Source organism: Nostoc sp. (assembly GCF_036917535.1).
In the GTDB taxonomy this organism is placed as follows: domain Bacteria; phylum Cyanobacteriota; class Cyanobacteriia; order Cyanobacteriales; family Nostocaceae; genus Nostoc.
This window is the reverse complement of record NZ_JBALDA010000013.1, coordinates 67,321-86,895: the sequence shown is the minus strand read 5'-3', so window position 1 is coordinate 86,895 and position 19,575 is coordinate 67,321. Positions and strand designations below refer to the sequence as shown.

The 19,575-nt window shown below is 41.4% G+C and carries 15 protein-coding genes and 1 pseudogene; 2 read left to right on the top strand and 14 right to left on the bottom strand.

The genetic code is table 11. The features are described from left to right. Positions 1-30: 30 nt before the first annotated feature. From V7K56_RS03420 to V7K56_RS03390, 7 genes and pseudogenes are all read right to left on the bottom strand, one after another. Positions 31-2,751: a peptidase domain-containing ABC transporter gene (locus V7K56_RS03420; protein WP_334907614.1), complete on the bottom strand. Its 2,721-nt coding sequence runs from the start codon at positions 2,749-2,751 to the stop codon at positions 31-33. After that, a complete protein-coding gene (locus V7K56_RS03415) occupies positions 2,645-3,370 on the bottom strand; it encodes a helix-turn-helix domain-containing protein (protein ID WP_334907612.1) in 726 nt (241 codons plus the stop codon). The genes V7K56_RS03420 and V7K56_RS03415 overlap by 107 nt, the downstream gene beginning before the upstream one ends. 1,012 nt (positions 3,371-4,382) lie before the next feature. Beyond that, positions 4,383-5,645, bottom strand: coding sequence for a flavin monoamine oxidase family protein (locus tag V7K56_RS03410; RefSeq protein ID WP_334907610.1), 1,263 nt, complete (start codon positions 5,643-5,645; stop codon positions 4,383-4,385). A 327-nt stretch (positions 5,646-5,972) separates the two neighbouring features. Further along, a pseudogene (locus V7K56_RS03405) lies at positions 5,973-6,410 on the bottom strand (dolichyl-phosphate-mannose--protein O-mannosyl transferase); the annotation flags it as partial. Then, a complete protein-coding gene (locus V7K56_RS03400; RefSeq protein WP_334907608.1) occupies positions 6,350-6,589 on the bottom strand; it encodes a hypothetical protein in 240 nt (79 codons plus the stop codon). The pseudogene V7K56_RS03405 and the gene V7K56_RS03400, both read right to left, overlap by 61 nt. After that, positions 6,589-6,939 (bottom strand): cyclic nucleotide-binding domain-containing protein, encoded by a 351-nt coding sequence (locus tag V7K56_RS03395; protein ID WP_334907606.1) that lies wholly within the window; start codon positions 6,937-6,939, stop codon positions 6,589-6,591. Before V7K56_RS03395 ends, V7K56_RS03400 begins: the two co-directional genes overlap by 1 nt. 18 nt (positions 6,940-6,957) lie before the next feature. After that, positions 6,958-7,542, bottom strand: a complete 585-nt coding sequence (locus V7K56_RS03390) for a helix-turn-helix domain-containing protein (protein WP_334907604.1) — start codon at positions 7,540-7,542, stop codon at positions 6,958-6,960. A 586-nt stretch (positions 7,543-8,128) separates the two neighbouring features. Here V7K56_RS03390 and V7K56_RS03385 point away from each other — a divergent pair. Then, a complete protein-coding gene (locus tag V7K56_RS03385) occupies positions 8,129-9,292 on the top strand; it encodes a calcium-binding protein (protein ID WP_334907602.1) in 1,164 nt (387 codons plus the stop codon). Between the two features lie 295 nt (positions 9,293-9,587). Here V7K56_RS03385 and V7K56_RS03380 read toward each other — a convergent pair whose 3' ends face one another. The 5 genes from V7K56_RS03380 to ppsA all read right to left on the bottom strand — a co-directional run bounded on the left by V7K56_RS03380 (position 9,588) and on the right by ppsA (position 15,240). Continuing rightward, positions 9,588-11,141: a dolichyl-phosphate-mannose--protein mannosyltransferase gene (locus V7K56_RS03380; RefSeq protein ID WP_334907600.1), complete on the bottom strand. Its 1,554-nt coding sequence runs from the start codon at positions 11,139-11,141 to the stop codon at positions 9,588-9,590. Between the two features lie 24 nt (positions 11,142-11,165). After that, a complete protein-coding gene (locus tag V7K56_RS03375; protein ID WP_334907598.1) occupies positions 11,166-11,762 on the bottom strand; it encodes a GNAT family N-acetyltransferase in 597 nt (198 codons plus the stop codon). Positions 11,763-11,909: 147 nt separating this feature from the next. Further along, entirely contained in the window at positions 11,910-12,269 is a 360-nt protein-coding gene (locus tag V7K56_RS03370; protein WP_229452824.1) for a XisI protein, read from the bottom strand. After that, a complete protein-coding gene (locus tag V7K56_RS03365; protein ID WP_334907595.1) occupies positions 12,239-12,673 on the bottom strand; it encodes an element excision factor XisH family protein in 435 nt (144 codons plus the stop codon). The genes V7K56_RS03370 and V7K56_RS03365 overlap by 31 nt, the downstream gene beginning before the upstream one ends. A gap of 65 nt (positions 12,674-12,738) precedes the next feature. After that, the gene (ppsA, locus tag V7K56_RS03360) at positions 12,739-15,240 is read right to left on the bottom strand and encodes a phosphoenolpyruvate synthase (RefSeq protein WP_334907593.1); all 2,502 of its coding nucleotides are present in this window, start codon (positions 15,238-15,240) and stop codon (positions 12,739-12,741) included. Positions 15,241-15,436: 196 nt separating this feature from the next. On the opposite strand from ppsA, the gene V7K56_RS03355 reads away from it, so the two are divergent. Then, the gene (locus tag V7K56_RS03355; protein ID WP_334907716.1) at positions 15,437-15,841 is read left to right on the top strand and encodes a hypothetical protein; all 405 of its coding nucleotides are present in this window, start codon (positions 15,437-15,439) and stop codon (positions 15,839-15,841) included. A 1,057-nt stretch (positions 15,842-16,898) separates the two neighbouring features. Here the strand turns inward: V7K56_RS03355 and V7K56_RS03350 are convergent. Together V7K56_RS03350 and V7K56_RS03345 are read right to left on the bottom strand one after the other, a co-directional pair. Beyond that, entirely contained in the window at positions 16,899-18,131 is a 1,233-nt protein-coding gene (locus tag V7K56_RS03350; RefSeq protein WP_334907591.1) for an aspartate aminotransferase, read from the bottom strand. Then, a complete protein-coding gene (locus V7K56_RS03345; protein WP_334907714.1) occupies positions 18,128-19,393 on the bottom strand; it encodes an iron-containing alcohol dehydrogenase family protein in 1,266 nt (421 codons plus the stop codon). The genes V7K56_RS03350 and V7K56_RS03345 overlap by 4 nt, the downstream gene beginning before the upstream one ends. Between the last annotated feature and the right edge of the window lie 182 nt (positions 19,394-19,575).

Here is a 19,575-nt window from a genome sequence, read left to right as displayed (position 1 = left end):
CAACAAAAGCTTCCTGCTTATGTTCTTTTTTCACCCTGCAACATCCATCTGCTGATGATTGAGATAAAAATAATGTCCCCGTTTGGCCATCAACTCTTGGTGAGTGCCACTCTCAATCAACACGCCGCGATCCAGCACCAATATCAAATCTGCATTTCGTACAGTTGAAAGGCGATGGGCAATTACTAAGGTGGTTCTGCCTTTGAGAATTGTGTTTAAATTTGTCTGAATAATCCTTTCTGACTCTGCATCCAGATGGGAAGTCGCCTCATCCAAAATCAACAGCTTGGGATTGCCTAACAACGCCTTAGCGATCGCAATTCTTTGTCGCTGTCCTCCAGACAACATCCCCCCTCCTTCACCAATCTGGGTTTCGTAACCCATAGGTAACTTTTTAATAAACTCATCAGCACCCGCTAATCGCGCCGCCTCAATAATCTCTGCCAAAGTTGCCCCAGGATGTGCCAAACTAATATTTTCTCGAATCGTTCCGCCAAACAAAAAAGTATCTTGGTCAACTACCCCAACCTGTTCGCGTAGAGAACGCAACGAAAGACTGGTAATATCCTGTCCATCAATCAACACTTTGCCATCTGTGGGGGGATATAACCCCAAAACCAGCTTAGAAATCGTGGTTTTCCCTGAACCACTCCGTCCCACTAGGGCAACCATTTGCCCACTGTGGACTTCAAAACTAAGATTTTCTAAAACATTGATATCGCTTTCAGGGTGATAGCGAAACGTCACATTGTCAAAGCGAATGTTACCTTGAATAGGTGGTAAAGATTGCCGCGCTTGGTGCTGCAAATCTTCTTCTGGTTCCGCATCCAACACATCATTAATGCGTTCCACTGCAATCACCACTTCTTGCAGTTGATTCCACAAAACTGTCAATCGTTGGAAGGGTCTAATAATATTTCCCAGCAACATATTAAATGCTACTAATTGTCCAATGGTTAGCTGGTTGTGAATCACTTGATACGCCCCAAACCACAGCAAGACGGTAGTGACTACTGCTTCAATTGTGTTGCTGAATATTTGCAGGCGATTACTGATAATTTGTCCAGAAAAGTTGGTTTTTATTTCCTTACTTAATAACTCTTCCCAATGCCAACGCACTGTCTGTTCTACTGCTGTGGATTTAACTGTTCGCACACCAGAAAGGGCTTCAATCAGATAGCTACTTTCATTAGCAACAGCATTAAAAATTTCCCGAGAAATCTTTTGTAAAAAAGGTGTGGCAATCAATGCCAACAGGAAAAAAGGCGGTATAATCACTAACACCAATAACGCCATTTTCCAGCTGTACCAAAACATCAATCCTAAATAGATAAAGACAGTGACTAAATCCAGCAGGATGGACAACGCCTCACCGGAGAGAAACCGTTGAATTTTGCGGTTTTCCTGTACACGAGAGATAATATCCCCCACATAACGGGACTCAAAGTAACTTAAGGGTAGGCGCAGGGTATGGCGAATAAATCCGACAATCAGTGCTAAATCGAGCTTATTTGCCGTGTGATCTAATAGATATTGTCGCAAACCCGTCATCGCCACACGAAATAAACTAAAAATCAGTAGCCCTAACCCCACCGCCGTTAAGGTTAGTTCAGAACGCTGCACTACTACGCGGTCTAAAATTAACTGTGTGAATAGGGGAGTAATTAGTCCAAAAATCTGGATAAATAAGGAAGCGACAAACACTTCCAGCATTACTAAAGAGTGAGGTTTGATCAACTCAAAGAATTGCCAAAAGGGAGTTGTAGTCTCTTTGGCATCCTTCAACCAGGCTGTAGGTTGTAGCAGTAGTGTATAGCCAGTCCAGTTAGCTTTAAATTCCTGGTGGCTAAGGGTGCGTTGACCAATGGCGGGATCGGCTACAATCACGTGTTTGGGCGTAATTTCGTAGACAACAATGTAATGCTTGCCTTCCCAGTGGGCGATCGCAGGCAATTTTTGCTTCGCTAATTGGTCAAGACTCGCTTTCACCGGTCGCGTGCTAAACCCAATACTTTCCGCCGCCGCCGATAACCCCCGCAGCGACGAGCCATTGCGGTCAACATTGGCGATATCCCGCAGGCGATTTACACTAAAGTTTTTCCCCCAATAGCGAGACACCATCACTAAACAAGCTGCACCGCAATCCGAGCCACTCTGTTGAGCAAAAAACGGATAGCGCCGAATCACACGCTGTAATAAATGCCCGACTCGCTGCGTGGAGTTGGGAAAATAGGCTTTGCTAATCTTTTTCTGGTGTGGCTTTACTGCTGAGGTTGACAAAACCTTCGTTTCATGCGCCCGTTTTGAGTCAGATGGGGGATTATTTGAGTCTACCTGTTGAGGGTTACGAGATAGCGCCTTAGCCCACAAATGCTCCCGAATTTGGGGATATTTAGTCATCAACGGCCACAACACTTCACCCGGAACGAAGCACAGTTGCAAGTTGACTGAAGCCCTGGCAGCGTAAGGTTTAAAGTCACCCTCCTTAAATAAGGTAAATTCCCCAAATGAGTCACCTGCCTCTAAAGTGGCGATTAACTCATCGGCGCTATCTAGCAACCTGACTTTACCAGCGATCGCAATATAAATACCCACTTTGGCATCAGTTCCTTGCCAGAACTTGCCAACTTTCGGATTGATAAATTTAACTTGTTGAAGACAGTGTTGAAATTCCTCTGTCGAAAGAGAATAACCCAGAGTTTTGTTGAACAGTTGCAGAGTTACTAACTGAGCGGATATATCTTGCGCCATAGATGCCTGAATCCTTTCCTAATGTTGCAAAGTTCAGAGACATAAATTCTGAATCATCTGGAATAGTTGTCGATTTCAAGTCACTAATGAAAATTTTGGAACCCTGAGCTTGTTCGGTGCTATTTGCTTCAGAATTGCTGGGTTTTGATAGTGTGGATAATCCCATCTGTTTGAGTAGTCGCTTGATATGGCGATCGCTCACTTCAATCCCAAATTCTTTTGCCAGATGTTTCCCAACCCAGTTAGCTGTCCAGCGTCGAAAAGCATAGCCATGTTCGCGGGGACTACTATTAATCAGTTCTTTCAAACGTTGTAAATACTCGTCATTTACTGCCTTCGGACGACCAATGGGGCAATCTTGCCATTGGTGCGCCATCCCAGTTCGGGCTATGTGTGTCCAATGCCTTACTGTTGCTGCACAACATCCCAAGCTTTGACAAATTGACCTTTGAGTTTTTCCCTCATCTGCCAACAACATGATTTCAATGCGTTGACGGTAGGATTCAAGTAAACTTTTTTGCAAATTTTGTAATAGCAGTTTCCGCTGAAATGCTGTTAAATACTTACCAGTAGATCCACTTAAGTAGTTAGTTTCAGGTTTATCTTGGTAGTCGGACATAAACGTAGAATTGCTAGTTTTATAGACGCATAAATGCCTTGTGCTTGACAAATAATTTATCAAGCACTCACAAACAAATCTATTTAGGGGCTAGTGATTACCCTAATAGCGGACAATTTTTTATGTATTATATGTATTGTATGTCAGGTATATATCAGGCTACAAATCATATATGTGAATTCGGTAAATTAACCGTAAAACTTTTATGAAATATTAGGCTAAATACGACAATCACTGTACATTTTCTTTACAAGTAAAATACTTTTGTAATTCAAAAGGATACATAGGACTCCATCGGTGAGAGGTTAAAATAATCTTACGTTTGTCAATTAAAAATTATGCTGAAAATTTGGAACAAGCAGAGATATGAAGTTATTTCTTTTACTGAACCAATGGAGTAAGAATATAAAGATGCGTATCAAAATTACGCGTAGGCTAGCAAAAACCGTAGGCATCGCCTGCTCAAAAATTGTGTTTTCAACCCCAATTTAGCCTTACAGCGCTAATCCTCAAGAGGTCGAGCAAGTTATAAGTTTATTTGAAGAAATTGCCGTTGAGCAGTTTTGGCATCCAGGAGATGAATTGCGTGCCTATCTGGACTCTTCAAAATACTTTGTACTCACTGTAAATGGCTACTTAGCAGGCGGTCTTCAGCTAGTCACTAGTAACTCAGATGAGGGATTTCCTTGTCTTAAGGTTTGGTCTGAACTTGATTTGCAAGGTCGAAATGATATTGCTGATGTTGCCTTGCTGGCACTGAGACCAAAATTTAGAGGTCAAAGAAAGCTGTTCTGGCTTCTGTGTGTCGAGACATTACGCTACTGTATATTCGGATACTTATAAGCGTATTGTAGAACAAATATATCGTTAGGAATAATCTCTCATGTGGGGACAATACTTGTGAGTGATGACTAAAACTCAGCCATCGCAAGGATTTCGAGCTAAGCGTACATTCCTTGGCTTTTAAATGTTTGCCGTAATAATCTGTAAAAAAGTGTGAAAAATCTGCGTTTTATGTAATCACGAAAGCTAAAATTTGCTTTGCTGCTCGTTGTCCACTGCGAATTGCTCCCTCCATATAGCCACAATATTCAACGGGAGCGGTATGTTCTCCTGCAAAAATGACTCCTCCCGCAGAGTACGGTAAGTTAGAGCGCCAGCTTTTCAAGTCTCTAGGAGCGAAATAGCAGTAAGATCCCTGTGACCAAGGATCAGCACTCCAGTCATGAGTTGCAGTTGCGAGCGCTTTGGAAGCATTTGGCTTAAGCGTGGATACTGTTTGTTGTGCTAACTCAACGGACTGTCCAGCAACATTTCGGCTAGGTGTCCCACTGCTTGTACAAGCAAGAATTCCTGCTTCACCTGCCTGAGTTACGGTAGATTCCCAGACCGTTTGATAAGGTGTTTCTCCCACGACTAACCCCCAACTGGATTGCTGCCAGAAACGGTTGGAGTACTGAAGTAAAGTCTTAATCGATACCCCATAAGACAAGTGAGCGATCGCCTCTCGTTGTGCCTCTGTAAGCGGAACTTCAATAGACAAATGGCGCAAAACACTCCAGGGAATTGTGACAACAATCCAGTCGGCAAATACTTCAACCTGTCCCTGAAGCGTTTTTAAACTCACAGCAACGGTTTGTTCTTGCTGCTGAATCCGCTGAACTGGGGTATTAAGATGGATGCGATCGCCTAAAAAGTGAGCAAATACTGTTGCAAGTTGAGTACTACCACCTCGAATTCGGAAATTGCGATCGCCGGAAGTAGCACTGTAAGCAAAGAAGCCAACTCCAATTGCCTCCGGATCGGTAGCATACATTCCATAGGATTGCTGACGGATAACTTTGCAGGCAAAGGGATCAATGGAATGTGCAGTCAGCCACTGAGCTAATGTTTGGGCAGGATCGGCAAGCTGTGACAATAATTGATCTAACTTCTGATATGCATCATTTAAAGAATCTTGATGTTGAGACAAGAGCGTTTTTGGAGTTGAGAAATTACCATCAATGTAATAGCACAGGTCATCTGGAAACTTAAAGGCAGGCTCAAGCATGAGGTTGAATTGACTGGCATAAGATATCAATGCTGTATGGTTATCATCGACGAACTCTGCACCCAATTCGCCATGCTGTTCTGCTCCAAAAAAGACTGTTTGGACTCGCCCTCCAACTCGTTCGCGGGCTTCAAACACTTGCACATCAAACCCAGCACGAACCAGTTCATAAGCAGCTGTAAGTCCTGCCAACCCAGCCCCAACTACAATTACTCGTTTGCTCATAGGTTGTCATTATCTTGCTGCATACTATCGCCCAAATTGAATTAATTGTCTTTCAAGTTTTGAACGACTAGTCTACAGATTTTGTCTTTTCTTATAAATTTCTTATTTTAATGTTGCATACTCTGTTAATTGTCTCTTCTATCCACCGGAGTGTTATTCAAAAAGTTTAGGAAAACCTGTAATAATCCGACCAATGGTTATCCAAAAAGATGCAATTGGAACTGACACTTTTAAAGATTTTGTTGAAACTGTCATCAGTGCTATCGGAGAACTGAACAGTATTAATGCTACTTCTGACAGTAAAATGTATCAATAATAGTTGATTAATCAAATCCAAGAGTTGAACCACATTCGCAATTTATAACCGTCAGGAGATAGGGGTAAACCCAAATAAATGGGCATCCAGAAAATAAAAGCAGCCAGAATAATAAAAGTAATGGTGACACCTAGCGCCCGGAGTTGTTGATAATAACTGCAAAGACACCGCTCAACGAACCAAGCGATCGCTAAAAATACAAACACCAATGCACACATATAGTGATAAATAAAAACGCACCTATTAACCTTCACCCAAGGTAATAAGTTAGCAGCATAATTGATAACTATATATAAAGCAATCCAAGTATCAACATTAGGAGTTGCTTTAAGAGAAAAACGCTTTTCCTTCACCCAAGGAATTACGATTTGTGAAACCAGCATTCCTACTAAAAATAACATAGCAGCAACACCGAACCACCACAAAAATGGATTGCCCATTGCGTGGAGTTAGGAAAATAGGCTTTGCTAATCTTTTTCTCGCGTGGCTTTACTGCTGAGGTTGACAAAACCTTCGTTTCATGCACCCATTTTGAGTCAGATGCGGGGTAAGCTGAGTCCACCTGTTGAGGATTACGAGATAGCGCCTTAGCCCACAAATGCTCTCGAATTTGGGGATATTTAGCCATCAAAGGCACAACACTTCACCCGAAACAAAGCACAATTGCAGCTTTACTGAAGCCCTGGCAGCGTAAGGTTTAAAGTCACCCTCTTTAAATAAGGTAAATTCCCCAAATGAGTCACCTGCCTTCAAAGTGGCGATTAACTCATCGGCGCTATCTAGCAACCTGACCTTACCAGCGATCGCAATATAAATACCCACTTTGGCATCAGTTCCTTGCCAGAACTTGCCAACTTTCGGATTGATAAATTTAATTTGTTGAAGACAGTGTTGAAATTCCTCTGTCGAAAGAGAATAACCCAGAGTATTGTTGAACAATTGCAGAGTTACTAACTGAGTGGATATATCTTGCGCCATGAATGTCTAAATCTTTTTCTAATTTTGCAAAGTTAATAGTAAAAATTCGGTATCATCTGGAATAGCTGCGGATTTGAGGTCACTAATCAAAATTTTGGAACCCTGAGCTTGTTCGTTGCTGTTTGCTTTAGAATTTCTGGGTTTTGGTAGTGTGGATAATCCCATCTGTTTGAGCAGTCGTTTGATATGGCGATCGCTCACTTCAATCCCAAATTCTTTTGCCAGATGTTTCCCAACCCAGTTAGCTGTCCAGCGGCGAAAAGCATAGCCATGATCGCGGGGACTACTGTTAATTAATTCCTTCAAACGCTCTAAATACTCGTCATTTACTGCCTTTGGGCGACCAATGGGACAATCTAGCCATTGATGCGCCATCCCAGTTCTGGCTATGTGTGTCCAATGCCGTGCTATTGCTGGACAACACCCCAAAATTTGACAAATTGACCTTTGAGTTTTTTCCTCATCTGCCAACAACATGATTTCAATCCGCTGTCGGTAAGATTCAGGTAAACTTTTTTCCAAACTTCCTAACAGTAATTTCCGTTGAAATGATGTTAAATACTTACTTTTAGTAATATTTGTATATTTTGTTTCACTTTTCATTTGGTAGTCGGACATACACGTACAATTAACTAGTTTTTTAGACATCCGAATGTCTTGTAAATGATGCATAATTTGGCACTTACATCTCATCTAAGTAGAGATATACAAAAGTTAATTTTTCCTTGTAGCTCTAATACTTATTACGTTTTGTTTTTTATTTTATGCAACGAATTTAATTTTCATAAATGAGATTTTTTATAACAAAGTTTTGTATATTGCTTTTGTTGTATGGAGTTAAGCTACAAATCCTATTTATAAATTCCGAAAATAGTCGCTGAATTTTAATAAAGTTTTTGTAAAGAAAATTTATTTTTTCAGAGAAAAATGAGTCATAGCAGAATCGCTGTTACCACGGATGAAAATTCCTTTGAGAGCAGTTTTCAATTGAATAGATCATGCGTAAGAGCACGGTATAGCAATCCTAAATGAGTTACGAACAATAACAGATACCAACTCATTGGAAAGTAGTAAAATTATAAAAAAACTTTTCTGAAAATAAATTTAGATGCTCTTGAAATATTAATATAATATAGTTAAATATCAAATTCATAGATAGCAGTTACTTCAATACCAGGGAAGCAAAATTATGGCAACAATTATAGGCACTGATGCAGACGACACTTTGATCGGAACTGCCGGTAATGACACATTTATCGGTAGTGCAGGTGATGATACCATAAAGGGTGGAAATGGTAACGATGTTGTTGACTACAGCAGTTTAGGACAACCTATAACAATCCAACCAGTGGTTATTCAAAAAGGTGCTATTGGAACTGACTCCTTTAAAGATTTTATTAAAGGCGTCATTGGGGCTACTGGACAGATTAACAGTATTGATGCTACTTCTGACAGCACAAATGTATCAATAGTAGCTGACTTATCTAAAGAAAGACTAGAAATCAGAGTTGTAGGTTCGCCGCCAATAGTAGTTAAGGTGAGTAATTTCGTAAATGTAATTGGTACAAGTCAAAATGATACCATTATTGGTGATACTCAGGATAATCAATTATCTGGTAGTGGCGGCAATGATATTATTAGAGGCAGCGCAGGCAACGATACCTTACTTGGTGGAAATGGGATTGATACGGCTGATTACAGCAAAATAGGTGTAAGCTCTACCATCTTCATTGATGGAACTCTTAAAAAAGGTGGCGGACTAGGTACAGATTTACTTGGCCAATTTGAAAAGCTTGTTGTTGATGCTAGTGCTGAAAGTAACACTATAGACGCCTCAATTGCTCCTTCAGCACCCTTTCTAATTGGAGATGCATCAGTCAACGCTAACCTTGAAACTCAAAGTTTCGTAGTGAATAATCTTCCTGACGGAAATACAGCTAAGTTCACATTTATAAACTTTGATAATGTCAAAGGTACAAATCAAAGTGACACCATTGTTGGAGATAGGCAAAATAATCTGTTATTTGGCAATGGCGGTAACGATATACTTTCTGGCGGGAGTGGCAATGACATACTCGCTGGTGGAAACGGCAACGATACTCTCACTGGTGGATTAGGTGCAGATAAATTTGTTTTTAGCAACGTATTAGAGGGTGTTGACATTATCAAAGACTTTAAGGCTGTTGAAGGTGACAAAATCCAGATTTCTCAAGCAGGGTTTGGTGCTACTTCCATCAGCGACTTCAGTTATGATCCCTTAAATGGTTCTTTGTTCTTCCAAGAATCTAGATTCGCCGTCATTGAAAATAAGCCTATTGGTTTCCAAGCTAATCTAGACATTCAACTGGTTTAAAAACCAATAGCACTAAAATAAAGTATTTGGTGTAACTTTCAGAGATATTGGGTAGGGGAGGGATTGGATGGCAATTAAGCAATATTTTTTGCCAATTTAGCCATAACTGAATCATTTTCTTTACTCCTTCAGCTTCCCCAATTTCCCCTCTCCTCCTTTTCAACTAGTCAAAGCTCTTTGGGGAAAAACTTTTTGGTTTACTGTTAATCTTATCGCGGGAAGGGAGTAGGAGTTAGGAGTTATTATTCTTCCCATGCCTTATGCCCCATACCCTGTTTAGCCGATGCCCTTTTAATTAAATCCAAGAGTTGAACCACATTCGCAGTTTATAATCGTTAGGGGAGAGGGGTAAACCCAAATAAATGGGCATCCAGAAAATAAAAGCAGCCAGAATAATAAAAGTAATGGTGACACCTAGCGCCCGGAGTTGTTGATAATAACTGCAAAGACACCGATCGACAAACCAAGCGATCGCTAAAAATACAAACACTACTGCACACATATAGTGGTAGATAAAAACACACCTTGTCACTTTCACCCAAGGTAATAAGTTAGCAGCATAATTTATAACTAAATATAAGGCAATCCAAGTATCAACACTCAGGGTTGCAGGCATAGAAAAACGCTTTTCTTTCACCCAAGGAATTACCGCTTGTAATACCAGCATCCCTACTAAAAACAACATAGCAGCGACACCAAACCACCACAAAAATGGATTGCCCATTGCATGGACATCATAAATAACTTGTCCAGCACCGGCAGGTAAAGGTGGGCCCATCACAGGTAACGGTTCAGTGATACTTTCAGCCGTTTGATAATAATATGCCATTGGTCGAGTCATCAAAGGCCATTTATACCAGGCAGCACAGTAAGGATGTACGTTAGGGCTATTTCCTCCTAAATGTAAGTGAAACTTCAAAATTTGCTGATGTACTGCAATAAATCCATAAGTTTTATCTAGTTGAAGGTGGGGAATCCAGATGATACTGTAGATAAAAGCTGGGATGATTCCTAGATAAAACAGCATCTGAAAAATATTGAGCTGAGTCAAATTTTGTAGTGGTGTCTGAGATGAGGGTGATGAGGGAGAATAAGTACTAACTCCTACCTCCCCTGCATCCTCTGCTCCCCCTGCTCCCTCTGCTCCCCCTGCATCTCCTGCTGCCTCCTTCAATGAAGAGGATGTAAAAAAGAGTTTGAGCTTAGGAAAAGAATGTATCAAATGAATTACCCAAGCTGCTACCCAAATGAGATAAGCACCTGATAGGAACCATAAACCATTCCACTTAGTACCGACTGAGGCACCAAAACCAATGCCAGCAAAAACTAACCAAAAAGAACGTCGCCGATTTTGGTTATCTAATGCCAATAATAAAAACCAGTGCCCTAACAAACCAAAAATGACAATATAAATATTACTTAGAGCATACCGAGACTCAACTAAAAAAATACCATCACAAGCTGTGAATAATCCTGCAAGTATTGCAAAGGTACGACGATAACTTAACCGATAAGCGATCGCAGCCACAACTACAGGAATAAATGAGCCGGTGAGGGCATTGAACCAACGATAAGTCCAAGGCGATCGCAATGAACCTGTAAGTCCATTTACTGTATCGTGCCCAAAAGGAATATGACTGCCAATCCAAATGCCGATACCAATAATATATTGACTCAGCGGCGGATGAGCATTAAAGAATGGCGTATGCGTAAGATAATTATTACCAAATTTGGCAAAATAAACTTCATCAAATACCAGAGTGTTGAATCGCTCCAGTCCCCAAAACCGTAAGGCAAGTGAGAGAATAAATACACTTACCATCCCAATTCGGAACCACTTTTTATTCATTTGTCATTTGTCATTGGATATTAGTTATTCTTTCTTCCCCTGCTTCCCCTGCTCTCCCTGCTCCCTGCTCCCCTTCCACTCTTCAGGTGCATCTAGTTGGAACAGGAGTAACTCAATACCGTAATACTTGTTTGTAGTCCCTATTGGTTTCATACCCAGTCTTTGAGTTACACGGATTGAAGCATGATTTTCTGGCTTCACTACGGCATAAATCACTGGCAAGTTCAGGACACTAAACCCGTAGTTGAGCATAACTTGTCCTGCTTCTGTTGCATACCCTTTACCCCAAGAAACTCGCCTCAAGTGCCAGCCTACCTCATAATCTAGAGTGGGTAAACCATCTTTGTCGGGCAATTGTAACAGAAGAATAGTTCCCACAATTGTTGTAGTTTGCTTTTCAACAATTGCCCAAGAACCAGTACCATTGTTGCGTTGGTGCATTCGCTCACTGTTTTCGATCAAGCGCTGACGTTGTAAATCAATGCTTGTGACGCGAGAAGCATGACGAAGAAAGCGCGTCACTTCAGAATCACTGTACATTACAACAAAAGCTTGCTCGGCATCGCGTTCGGGTATCCAACTGCGAACGATCAAGCGTTCAGTTTCCAAAAGATTTGTCATCTTGCTTTTGGCTAAAATAAATCGCCATTCTGCAAAATACTAAGATACTTATGGTTGAGCAGTCAAAAGTTTTGTAGACAATTACATAAACAAAATATGGCGATCGCTATGCTATAAGCAGTTATCCAGAAGTTCAACTACTGTTGGTTATGCAATCGCAAATTCTGAATCTTTCCGCAGCTCTTCAGATCGGAACCCTAACACAATCCGATCCTTTGGTATACCTGCCTTCACCAATTCCGTTGCTACCCCCTCTTCAGTGCCATCACGTTGAATCCAAATTTTGCCATCAATAATATCAATGTGAATCAGACAGCCGTGAACGCGACGAGTCACAGTAGGAGATAAATCATAGGCTGGTTCTCTTCCCAAAATCATCAATAAGTAACGATCTTGTTCGCTGTCGAAAACTGTTTCAAATTGAATATTGCCAATGCTGAAAGGAATTGTTGTATGCTCAATCAGAATATTCCGAATTAATTGCCTGTACTGCTCCAAGGTATCCATCTGAAAATAACCTCTTGCTCTAGCTGAAATACAACGATATGGACTTTGTAATCTTCTATCAAAAGTTTAGCAATTGGTTCATCAAAGATATCGGCGTATACTTCGTCACGAACAGCGAGATAGAGGACGCGTTCGGGATTGGTTCTAGTCATTACAGAACGGTATGCAAGATATTGTCCCAGCGCGTGTTCAAGATCAGTCATGTCCGATACACTGCGAAACGTTTTAATCTCAACGGCTATATACTGTCCTTCCTTTTGGGCAGCAATCAATTTCTCTGCACCCAGGTCAACATACATATCCCTTTTTCCCCACTTCAGATGAAATGGATCGTCGGTAATCGTCCAGCCATCTTTAATCAGGGCATTTTTGACGTTCTCGTGGTAACGGTCTCTAACTGGCATAAATTACTCGAATTACGAATTACGTAGCTTGCTTCTCGCCGGAGGCGAGTATTACGAATTACGAATTACGAATTACTACCCTCGACTTTTGCCACTTCCAACATTGTCTTTAAAACTGAATCAGGATTTAGGCTAATCGAGTCAATTCCTTGTTCAACCAAAAACTGGGCAAATTCTGGATAGTCGCTGGGTGCTTGTCCACAAATGCCGATTTTGCGATCGCATTTTTTCGCCGCTTCTATCGCCATTTTTACCATTCGCTTTACACCCTGACTGCGTTCATCAAATAACTGCGCCACTAACGTCGAATCTCTATCTATCCCCAGTGTCAATTGAGTTAGGTCGTTGGAACCAATTGAGAAGCCGTCAAATACCTCAGCAAACTCCTCAGCCATAATCACATTATTAGGCAACTCACACATTACATAAATCTGCAAGTCGTTAACACCTTGCTTTAAACCATTTTTTGCCATCTCTGCCAAAACTAAACGCCCTTCATCGGGAGTGCGACAAAAGGGAATCATCGGGATAACATTCGTCAAACCCATTTCTTTCCGTACCCGCCTGATGGCATGACACTCTAAGGCAAAAGCTTCTCTGTAACCTTGATCATAGTAACGCGCTGCCCCCCGCCAACCCAGCATTGGGTTTTCTTCATGGGGTTCAAACTGTTGCCCACCTAACAAATTGGCATATTCATTACTTTTGAAATCTGACATTCGCACAATCACTGGTTTGGGATAAAATGCTGCGGCAATTCTACCTATACCTTGGGCTAATTTATCTACAAAATATTGGGGTTTCTCGTCGTAAAGTGAAGTAATATCAGCAATTTTAGCTTTGACAAATTCATCTTTTAAGGAGTCATAATGAATCAACGCCATTGGATGAATTTGAATTTGGTTAGCAATGATAAATTCTGTTCGCGCTAAACCTACGCCATCGTTAGGAATTGCCGATAAACTCAATGCTTCTTGGGGATTACCTACATTCATTAAAATTTGAGTGCGGGTGCGGGGCAAATTTTCTAAAGGAACTTCTTCCACTTCAAAAGGTAATAAGCCTGCATAAACTTTTCCTTCTTCCCCTTCAGCGCAAGAAATTGTTACCTCTTGACCAGGTTTTAAAATTTCTGTAGCATTGCCGCATCCGACGATCGCAGGTACACCCAATTCTCGCGCGATAATTGCTGCATGGCAGGTGCGCCCCCCAGAATTAGTGACAATTGCACTAGCGCGTTTCATAATTGGTTCCCAATCGGGATCGGTTCTCTCTGTCACCAAAACTTCCCCGACTTGGAACTGGTCTAGTTTGTGAACATCTAAAATTAGGCGTGCTTTTCCCTGACTAATTGCTTCCCCAATCGCACGTCCCGTAACAAGCGGGATTGGGGATTGGGAATCAGGAAGTGAGGAGTGGGAAGATTTTTCTCCATTCCCGATTCCCCATTCCCGATTTCTCAATACCAACCGATAACTCCGCAACACATTTCCCGTCTTCTGTGACTGGACGGTTTCGGGACGCGCTTGCACAATAAAGAGTTGGTTAGTAATCCCATCTTTTGCCCACTCGATATCCATTGGAGTGAAAATGCCGTGGACTTGGGAATAATGGTCTTCAATTAAACATGCCCAATTTGCTAGTTGTAAAATTTCTTGATCGCTCAGAGCGAATTTTCCTCTTTCGCTGGGCGAAACCGAAACATTTTTCGTAAATTTGGAGCCGTCATCATAAATCATTTTCAGTTCTTTACTACCCAATCTTTTATCGATAATTGGGCAAAAACCAGCTTTTAAAGTTGGTTTAAAAACATAATATTCATCGGGATTTACAGATCCCTGAACAACATTTTCACCTAAACCGTAAGCGGCTGTAATTAGTGCTGCATCCTTAAAACCTGTTTCTGTATCAATGGAGAACATTACCCCAGAGGTTGCTAAGTCAGAACGCACCATTTTTTGCACACCCACAGCTAGAGCAATGCTAAAGTGGTCAAATCCCTTGGCGTGACGATAAGAAATAGCGCGATCAGTAAATAGAGACGCAAAGCATTTGTGACAAGCTGCTAAAACACCTTCGACACCGACAACGTTGAGGTAAGTTTCCTGCTGTCCAGCAAAACTAGCATCAGGAAGGTCTTCAGCAGTAGCACTGGAACGAACTGCCACATCTGTGTCTGCATTGTATTGTTCACAGAGACTATGGTATGCTGTGGCGATCGCCTCGCGCAATTCTACTGGAAATGGTGTGTGGATTAATAGCGATCGCGCTTTTTTTCCGCGTTCTCGTAAATTTTTGACATCTTCAACATCTAAATCAGCAAAGAGTTTACGTAGTTTTGCTTCTAACCCCGCTGATTGAATGAAATGACGATAAGCGTAAGCAGTAGTAGCAAATCCTGTGGGAACGTTAATGCCTTTTGGTGTTAACTGTTGAATCATTTCCCCTAGTGAGGCATTTTTACCACCAACTACTGGTATATCAGCAATACCAATTTCATCAAACCAGAGAATGAGCGATCGTTCTTGGGCAGATAGAGACAAAGTGCTTTTAGATACTATAGTCATAAATATTACCTTTTAAGTTTATACTCAACTTGTAAGTGCATAACTGCTACTATATTTATTTTTGCCATATTCAGCTTGAGATTTTTGGTTCTGTCGCGTAGTTTGATATTTGGTGATGAAATACAAAATTATCAGCAAGAAAAATTAATAATTATTCAGTTTAATAACTCGATCAAAATACTGGATGTAATACATGATGGCGCAGCTAGAACGACTCCTAAAAATGGCAGAAGATGAACTAACTGAATACAGCACTGATGCCCGCAAAATAGAAAAACTACGCCGTAAAATAAGTTTAACAGTGTCGCTAACAGAACAGCAGCAAGTCAAAGAGGCATTACTTGCTATGATGAAATCTAATATAATTACCCAAGTTATAGAAGAACAAAGACAAGCAATAGCCTTACCATTTTGGGGAATTGCTGGATTAGGTTTGTTACTAGGAATTTCTTTAAATCAACCCATAGGCTTGTTAGCGTCTGTAGTTGGAAGTGTATTAGCTTACAGAATTCAGAAATGGGGTTGGAAATTGCAGGCAAATCGTTTATTATTACAAACATTGGAAGATATTGAAATGAGTATTAATCAATTCACTAAGTAACAATAAAGATGTATTTTATCCATAAATTAGTTATGCATTTGTAATATAATATACTTTCTGATTAGTGAATCACTTAATTTACATCTTGTAAGCACTTAACAATTCCTTTGGGATTACCATAGCAAAAAAATTAGATATTGGATTTAAGATTAGGTATTCATTAAAAAAGACAGGAAGCAGAAGGCAGTTTTCCGTAAGCTCGAACAGCCCTCCGTCTTCATTCAATATCCTAGTTTGCAGGCAATGAATGCTACATTACCTTTTTGACAGCAGATATTGAACATAGCTACAGGTTATCTCAATTTGGAAATCTACGTTAGAGAGTGAGCTTGCAATAGCTGTAGCTTCGTATATTTGCATGTGGTGTACTTCGTCAGATCGTCTGTAGTGTTTCCCCAGCTTCCACAGCTGGTAATTTGGCGAGTCAAAGTTATTGGCTCTTGACAAAACAATTAAAAATTGAAAATTACGAATAAAACTTTAGTTGTGGGATATAGAGCTTATTTTAAAAAATAATTGTGAAGAAGGCGCGCTACGCGTTCGCGCAGAGCGTCTCATAAAGAGGCGCAAGGCATCAAGAGTTTCAGAGCTTAAGTAAGTTGGTGCAATAAAACCAAACTATGTGAAGAAAATTTAACTAGGCTAAAATCCTCTTCCCTCGTGCCTCCTGCCTTCTCTCAACGATAAATTTTCCCACCCAGCTACTTACGGCAGTCGTGGGATTGAATTTTTAATTTTTAGAAGCGAGTGACCTCTAGCTTTTTAACTAATACTACCTAACCTTTACTTTGAGTAAATCCTCTAGTTGTAGTATTTTGTGCAACTAGAATAGCGTATTTGCCCAAAACTTTTTTGAATACTTTCCCTCAAAAGAGAAGAAGCTAGTTTTTCAACAGATACTTCTTTTAAAGTAGCAGCTTTAACTCAAGATTCTTGAGTTTCTTGATTGATATAAATATTAGTACCAATCATTGTTAACTCTTTCTACTTTTTTACACGATCTCAAAGACCATCAGCAAAAATTTTAGTCATATAATATTGGTTTTCCTTTCTATAATTAACTAACGAGATCGGCGATCGCCTCTGAAGCAGGGACTACAGCTTCAGGTTGATAGCGGATGCCAGCTTGCTTGAAGCGATGTAAAGCTTCACCCAAGCGATCGCACTCTGCAATCAAACTGATCCTGACATAACCCTCACCTGCAACCCCAAAGGCATTACCTGGAGTAACCACAACGCCTGTTTGTTGTAACACATTCAGCGCAAAATCTGTGGAACCAACACCAACGGGACACTTCACCCAAAGATACATCGTCGCCTTGGTTTTGGGGATATCCCAACCCAACTCTCCTAACCCGTGAATCAGGAAATCGCGGCGGTTACGGTAACGTTGTTGTACCTCATGCAAATACATATCTGGCAGTTGCAAAGCTGTTTCGGCTGCTGTTTGTAATGCGGCAAAAATGCCATAATCCAAGTTAGTTTTCAGCGTCCGCAAACCTTGAATTACATGGCGGTTGCCCACGACAAACCCGACGCGCCAACCAGCCATATTGTAGGTTTTAGATAAGGTGTGAAATTCCACACCAATATCTTTTGCACCAGGAATTTCTAACAAGCTAGTGGGTTGATAACCATCAAAAGCTAACTCGGCGTAACACAAATCATGCACCAGCAAAATTTCATATTTGCGGGCGAAGGCGACGATTTCTTCAAAAAATTCGCGGGGGGCGGTGGCGGCGGTAGGATTGCTGGGATAGTTGAAATAGAGTATCTTGGCTTGTTTTGCAACTTCATCAGGAATGGCAGCTAAATCAATTAACCAGTTATTTTCGGGTTTAAGAATCAAGCTGTGGATTTTTCCACCAGCGATTGCCGGGCCACGGAAATGTGCTGGATAAGCTGGGGAAGGAACCAGAACTAAATCACCAGGGTTAATGTAAGCGATCGCTAAATGAGTTAATCCTTCTTTAGAACCCAGTAGTGGCAAAGCTTCGCTATCAGGATCGAGAACCACATCATAACGGCGACGATACCAGTTAGTGATGGCACGGCGGAAACTAGCTGTGCCCTCAAAGGGTGGATAACCGTGATTAGCAGGATCTTTTAAAGCAGCGATCGCCGCTTCTACTACTGGTGCTGGCGTTGCACCATCGGGGTTTCCCATACCCAAATCAATTAAATCTAACCCTTGTTCCCGTGCTTTAGCTTTCAGTTCATCTAAACGGGCAAATACATAAGGTGGTAGTTTTTGTATGCGTTCTGCTGGGACAATCCAATTTAAACTCATAAAACCTCGTCACTCATTCCCTTGGGCGAAACTCGATTTGTAAGGCTGCGCCGTGCGGAGGTTCCCGACGCTCGATGACTCGCTAACGCTCCGCTATCCGTTGAGGCGACTGCCTTAGTATCTCTACTATCTATAGGTGCAGTGGTAGAAACCATTGCCGCCATCAGCTGTTCTGGCGCGACTTTAAACGGTAGTCGATGGATGTCAGAATTAGGAATTAGAGCCATTTCGGCGGCTGTTTGCAACTCGCCTAATGTAATATTGCCCAATCCCAAATCACTTAATTTTTGGGGTAGTCCAATTTCTGCGTAGAACTTTAACAACTGTTGCCGTGCCGATGCAGCAAGTTGATTGCCTTGTAGCATTTCTTCTAAACGCAGTTGCACCAAAATCCCAAAAGCAACTTTTTCGCCATGAATACTGCCATGTCCTGAAATATGAGTTAAACCGTTATGCACGGCATGGGCGGCAACTGTGCGACACTGTGCCCCTCCAAGTCCCCCAACTACCCCAGCTAATAAAACAGTGGCATCTACCACTTCTCGCCAAACCTCACTACCTGGTTCTACGAGGGCGGCGGCTGACTTTTGCAACAGGATATCTCGCAAAACTCGTGCTTGTTGCACCGCAGCAATAATTAAAGTGTCTTGCAAGTGTCCACTGCTAACTGAGGCTTCGTACCACTTAGCGATCGCATCACCAATTCCAGCTATTAAGGTACGTTGTGGTGCAGTTTTAATCAAGTCATAATCGAGTATCAATAAATCCGGACAACGAGATAGCCCTACATCGTAGAGAAAAGCCCCATCTTCCGAATAAACATTCGATAAGGCACTCCAAGCTGCACAAGTAGCACCGGAAGTAGGAATTGTCACCACTGGTAGATGTAACTGCTGTGCGACTAATTTCGCTGTATCTAGGGCTTTGCCGCCACCAACACCGATAATTAGATCAGCTTTATGTTCTTTTGCCTTCTTCTGTAAAGATTTTAGGCTAGCTTCGCAGCAATCTGCACCATAAGAAGCTTGGACAGTGTGTAACTGCTGCGCTTCTAACACTGGTTGTAAATTTTGTTGGCTGATGGCGAGAGTAGACTTACCTGCCACAATTAAAGGACGACTTCCCAAACAGGCAATCTCTGCTGCGGCTATTTGCAACACACCAGAACCACGGATTACTTTTGCAGGGGAAACTGTGAGCGTAAATAATGAACTAGAGGTTTGAGTAGACAAAGAAGGTTGAGTAGAAAAATTATTGGGCATATAATCTCGTTTGCCAAAACCTTGATATTTCTTAATCAAATAGACTGGCGATCGAGGATACTTGTTGCCAAGCTGGTTTTTGGATGGCTCCAACCTTCCACCCGGCTGATCTGGATTTTAGCCAAGCAATTAAATAGACAAGTCCTGTTGCCGACTGATTGGGTAGTTTGACGACATTGCTT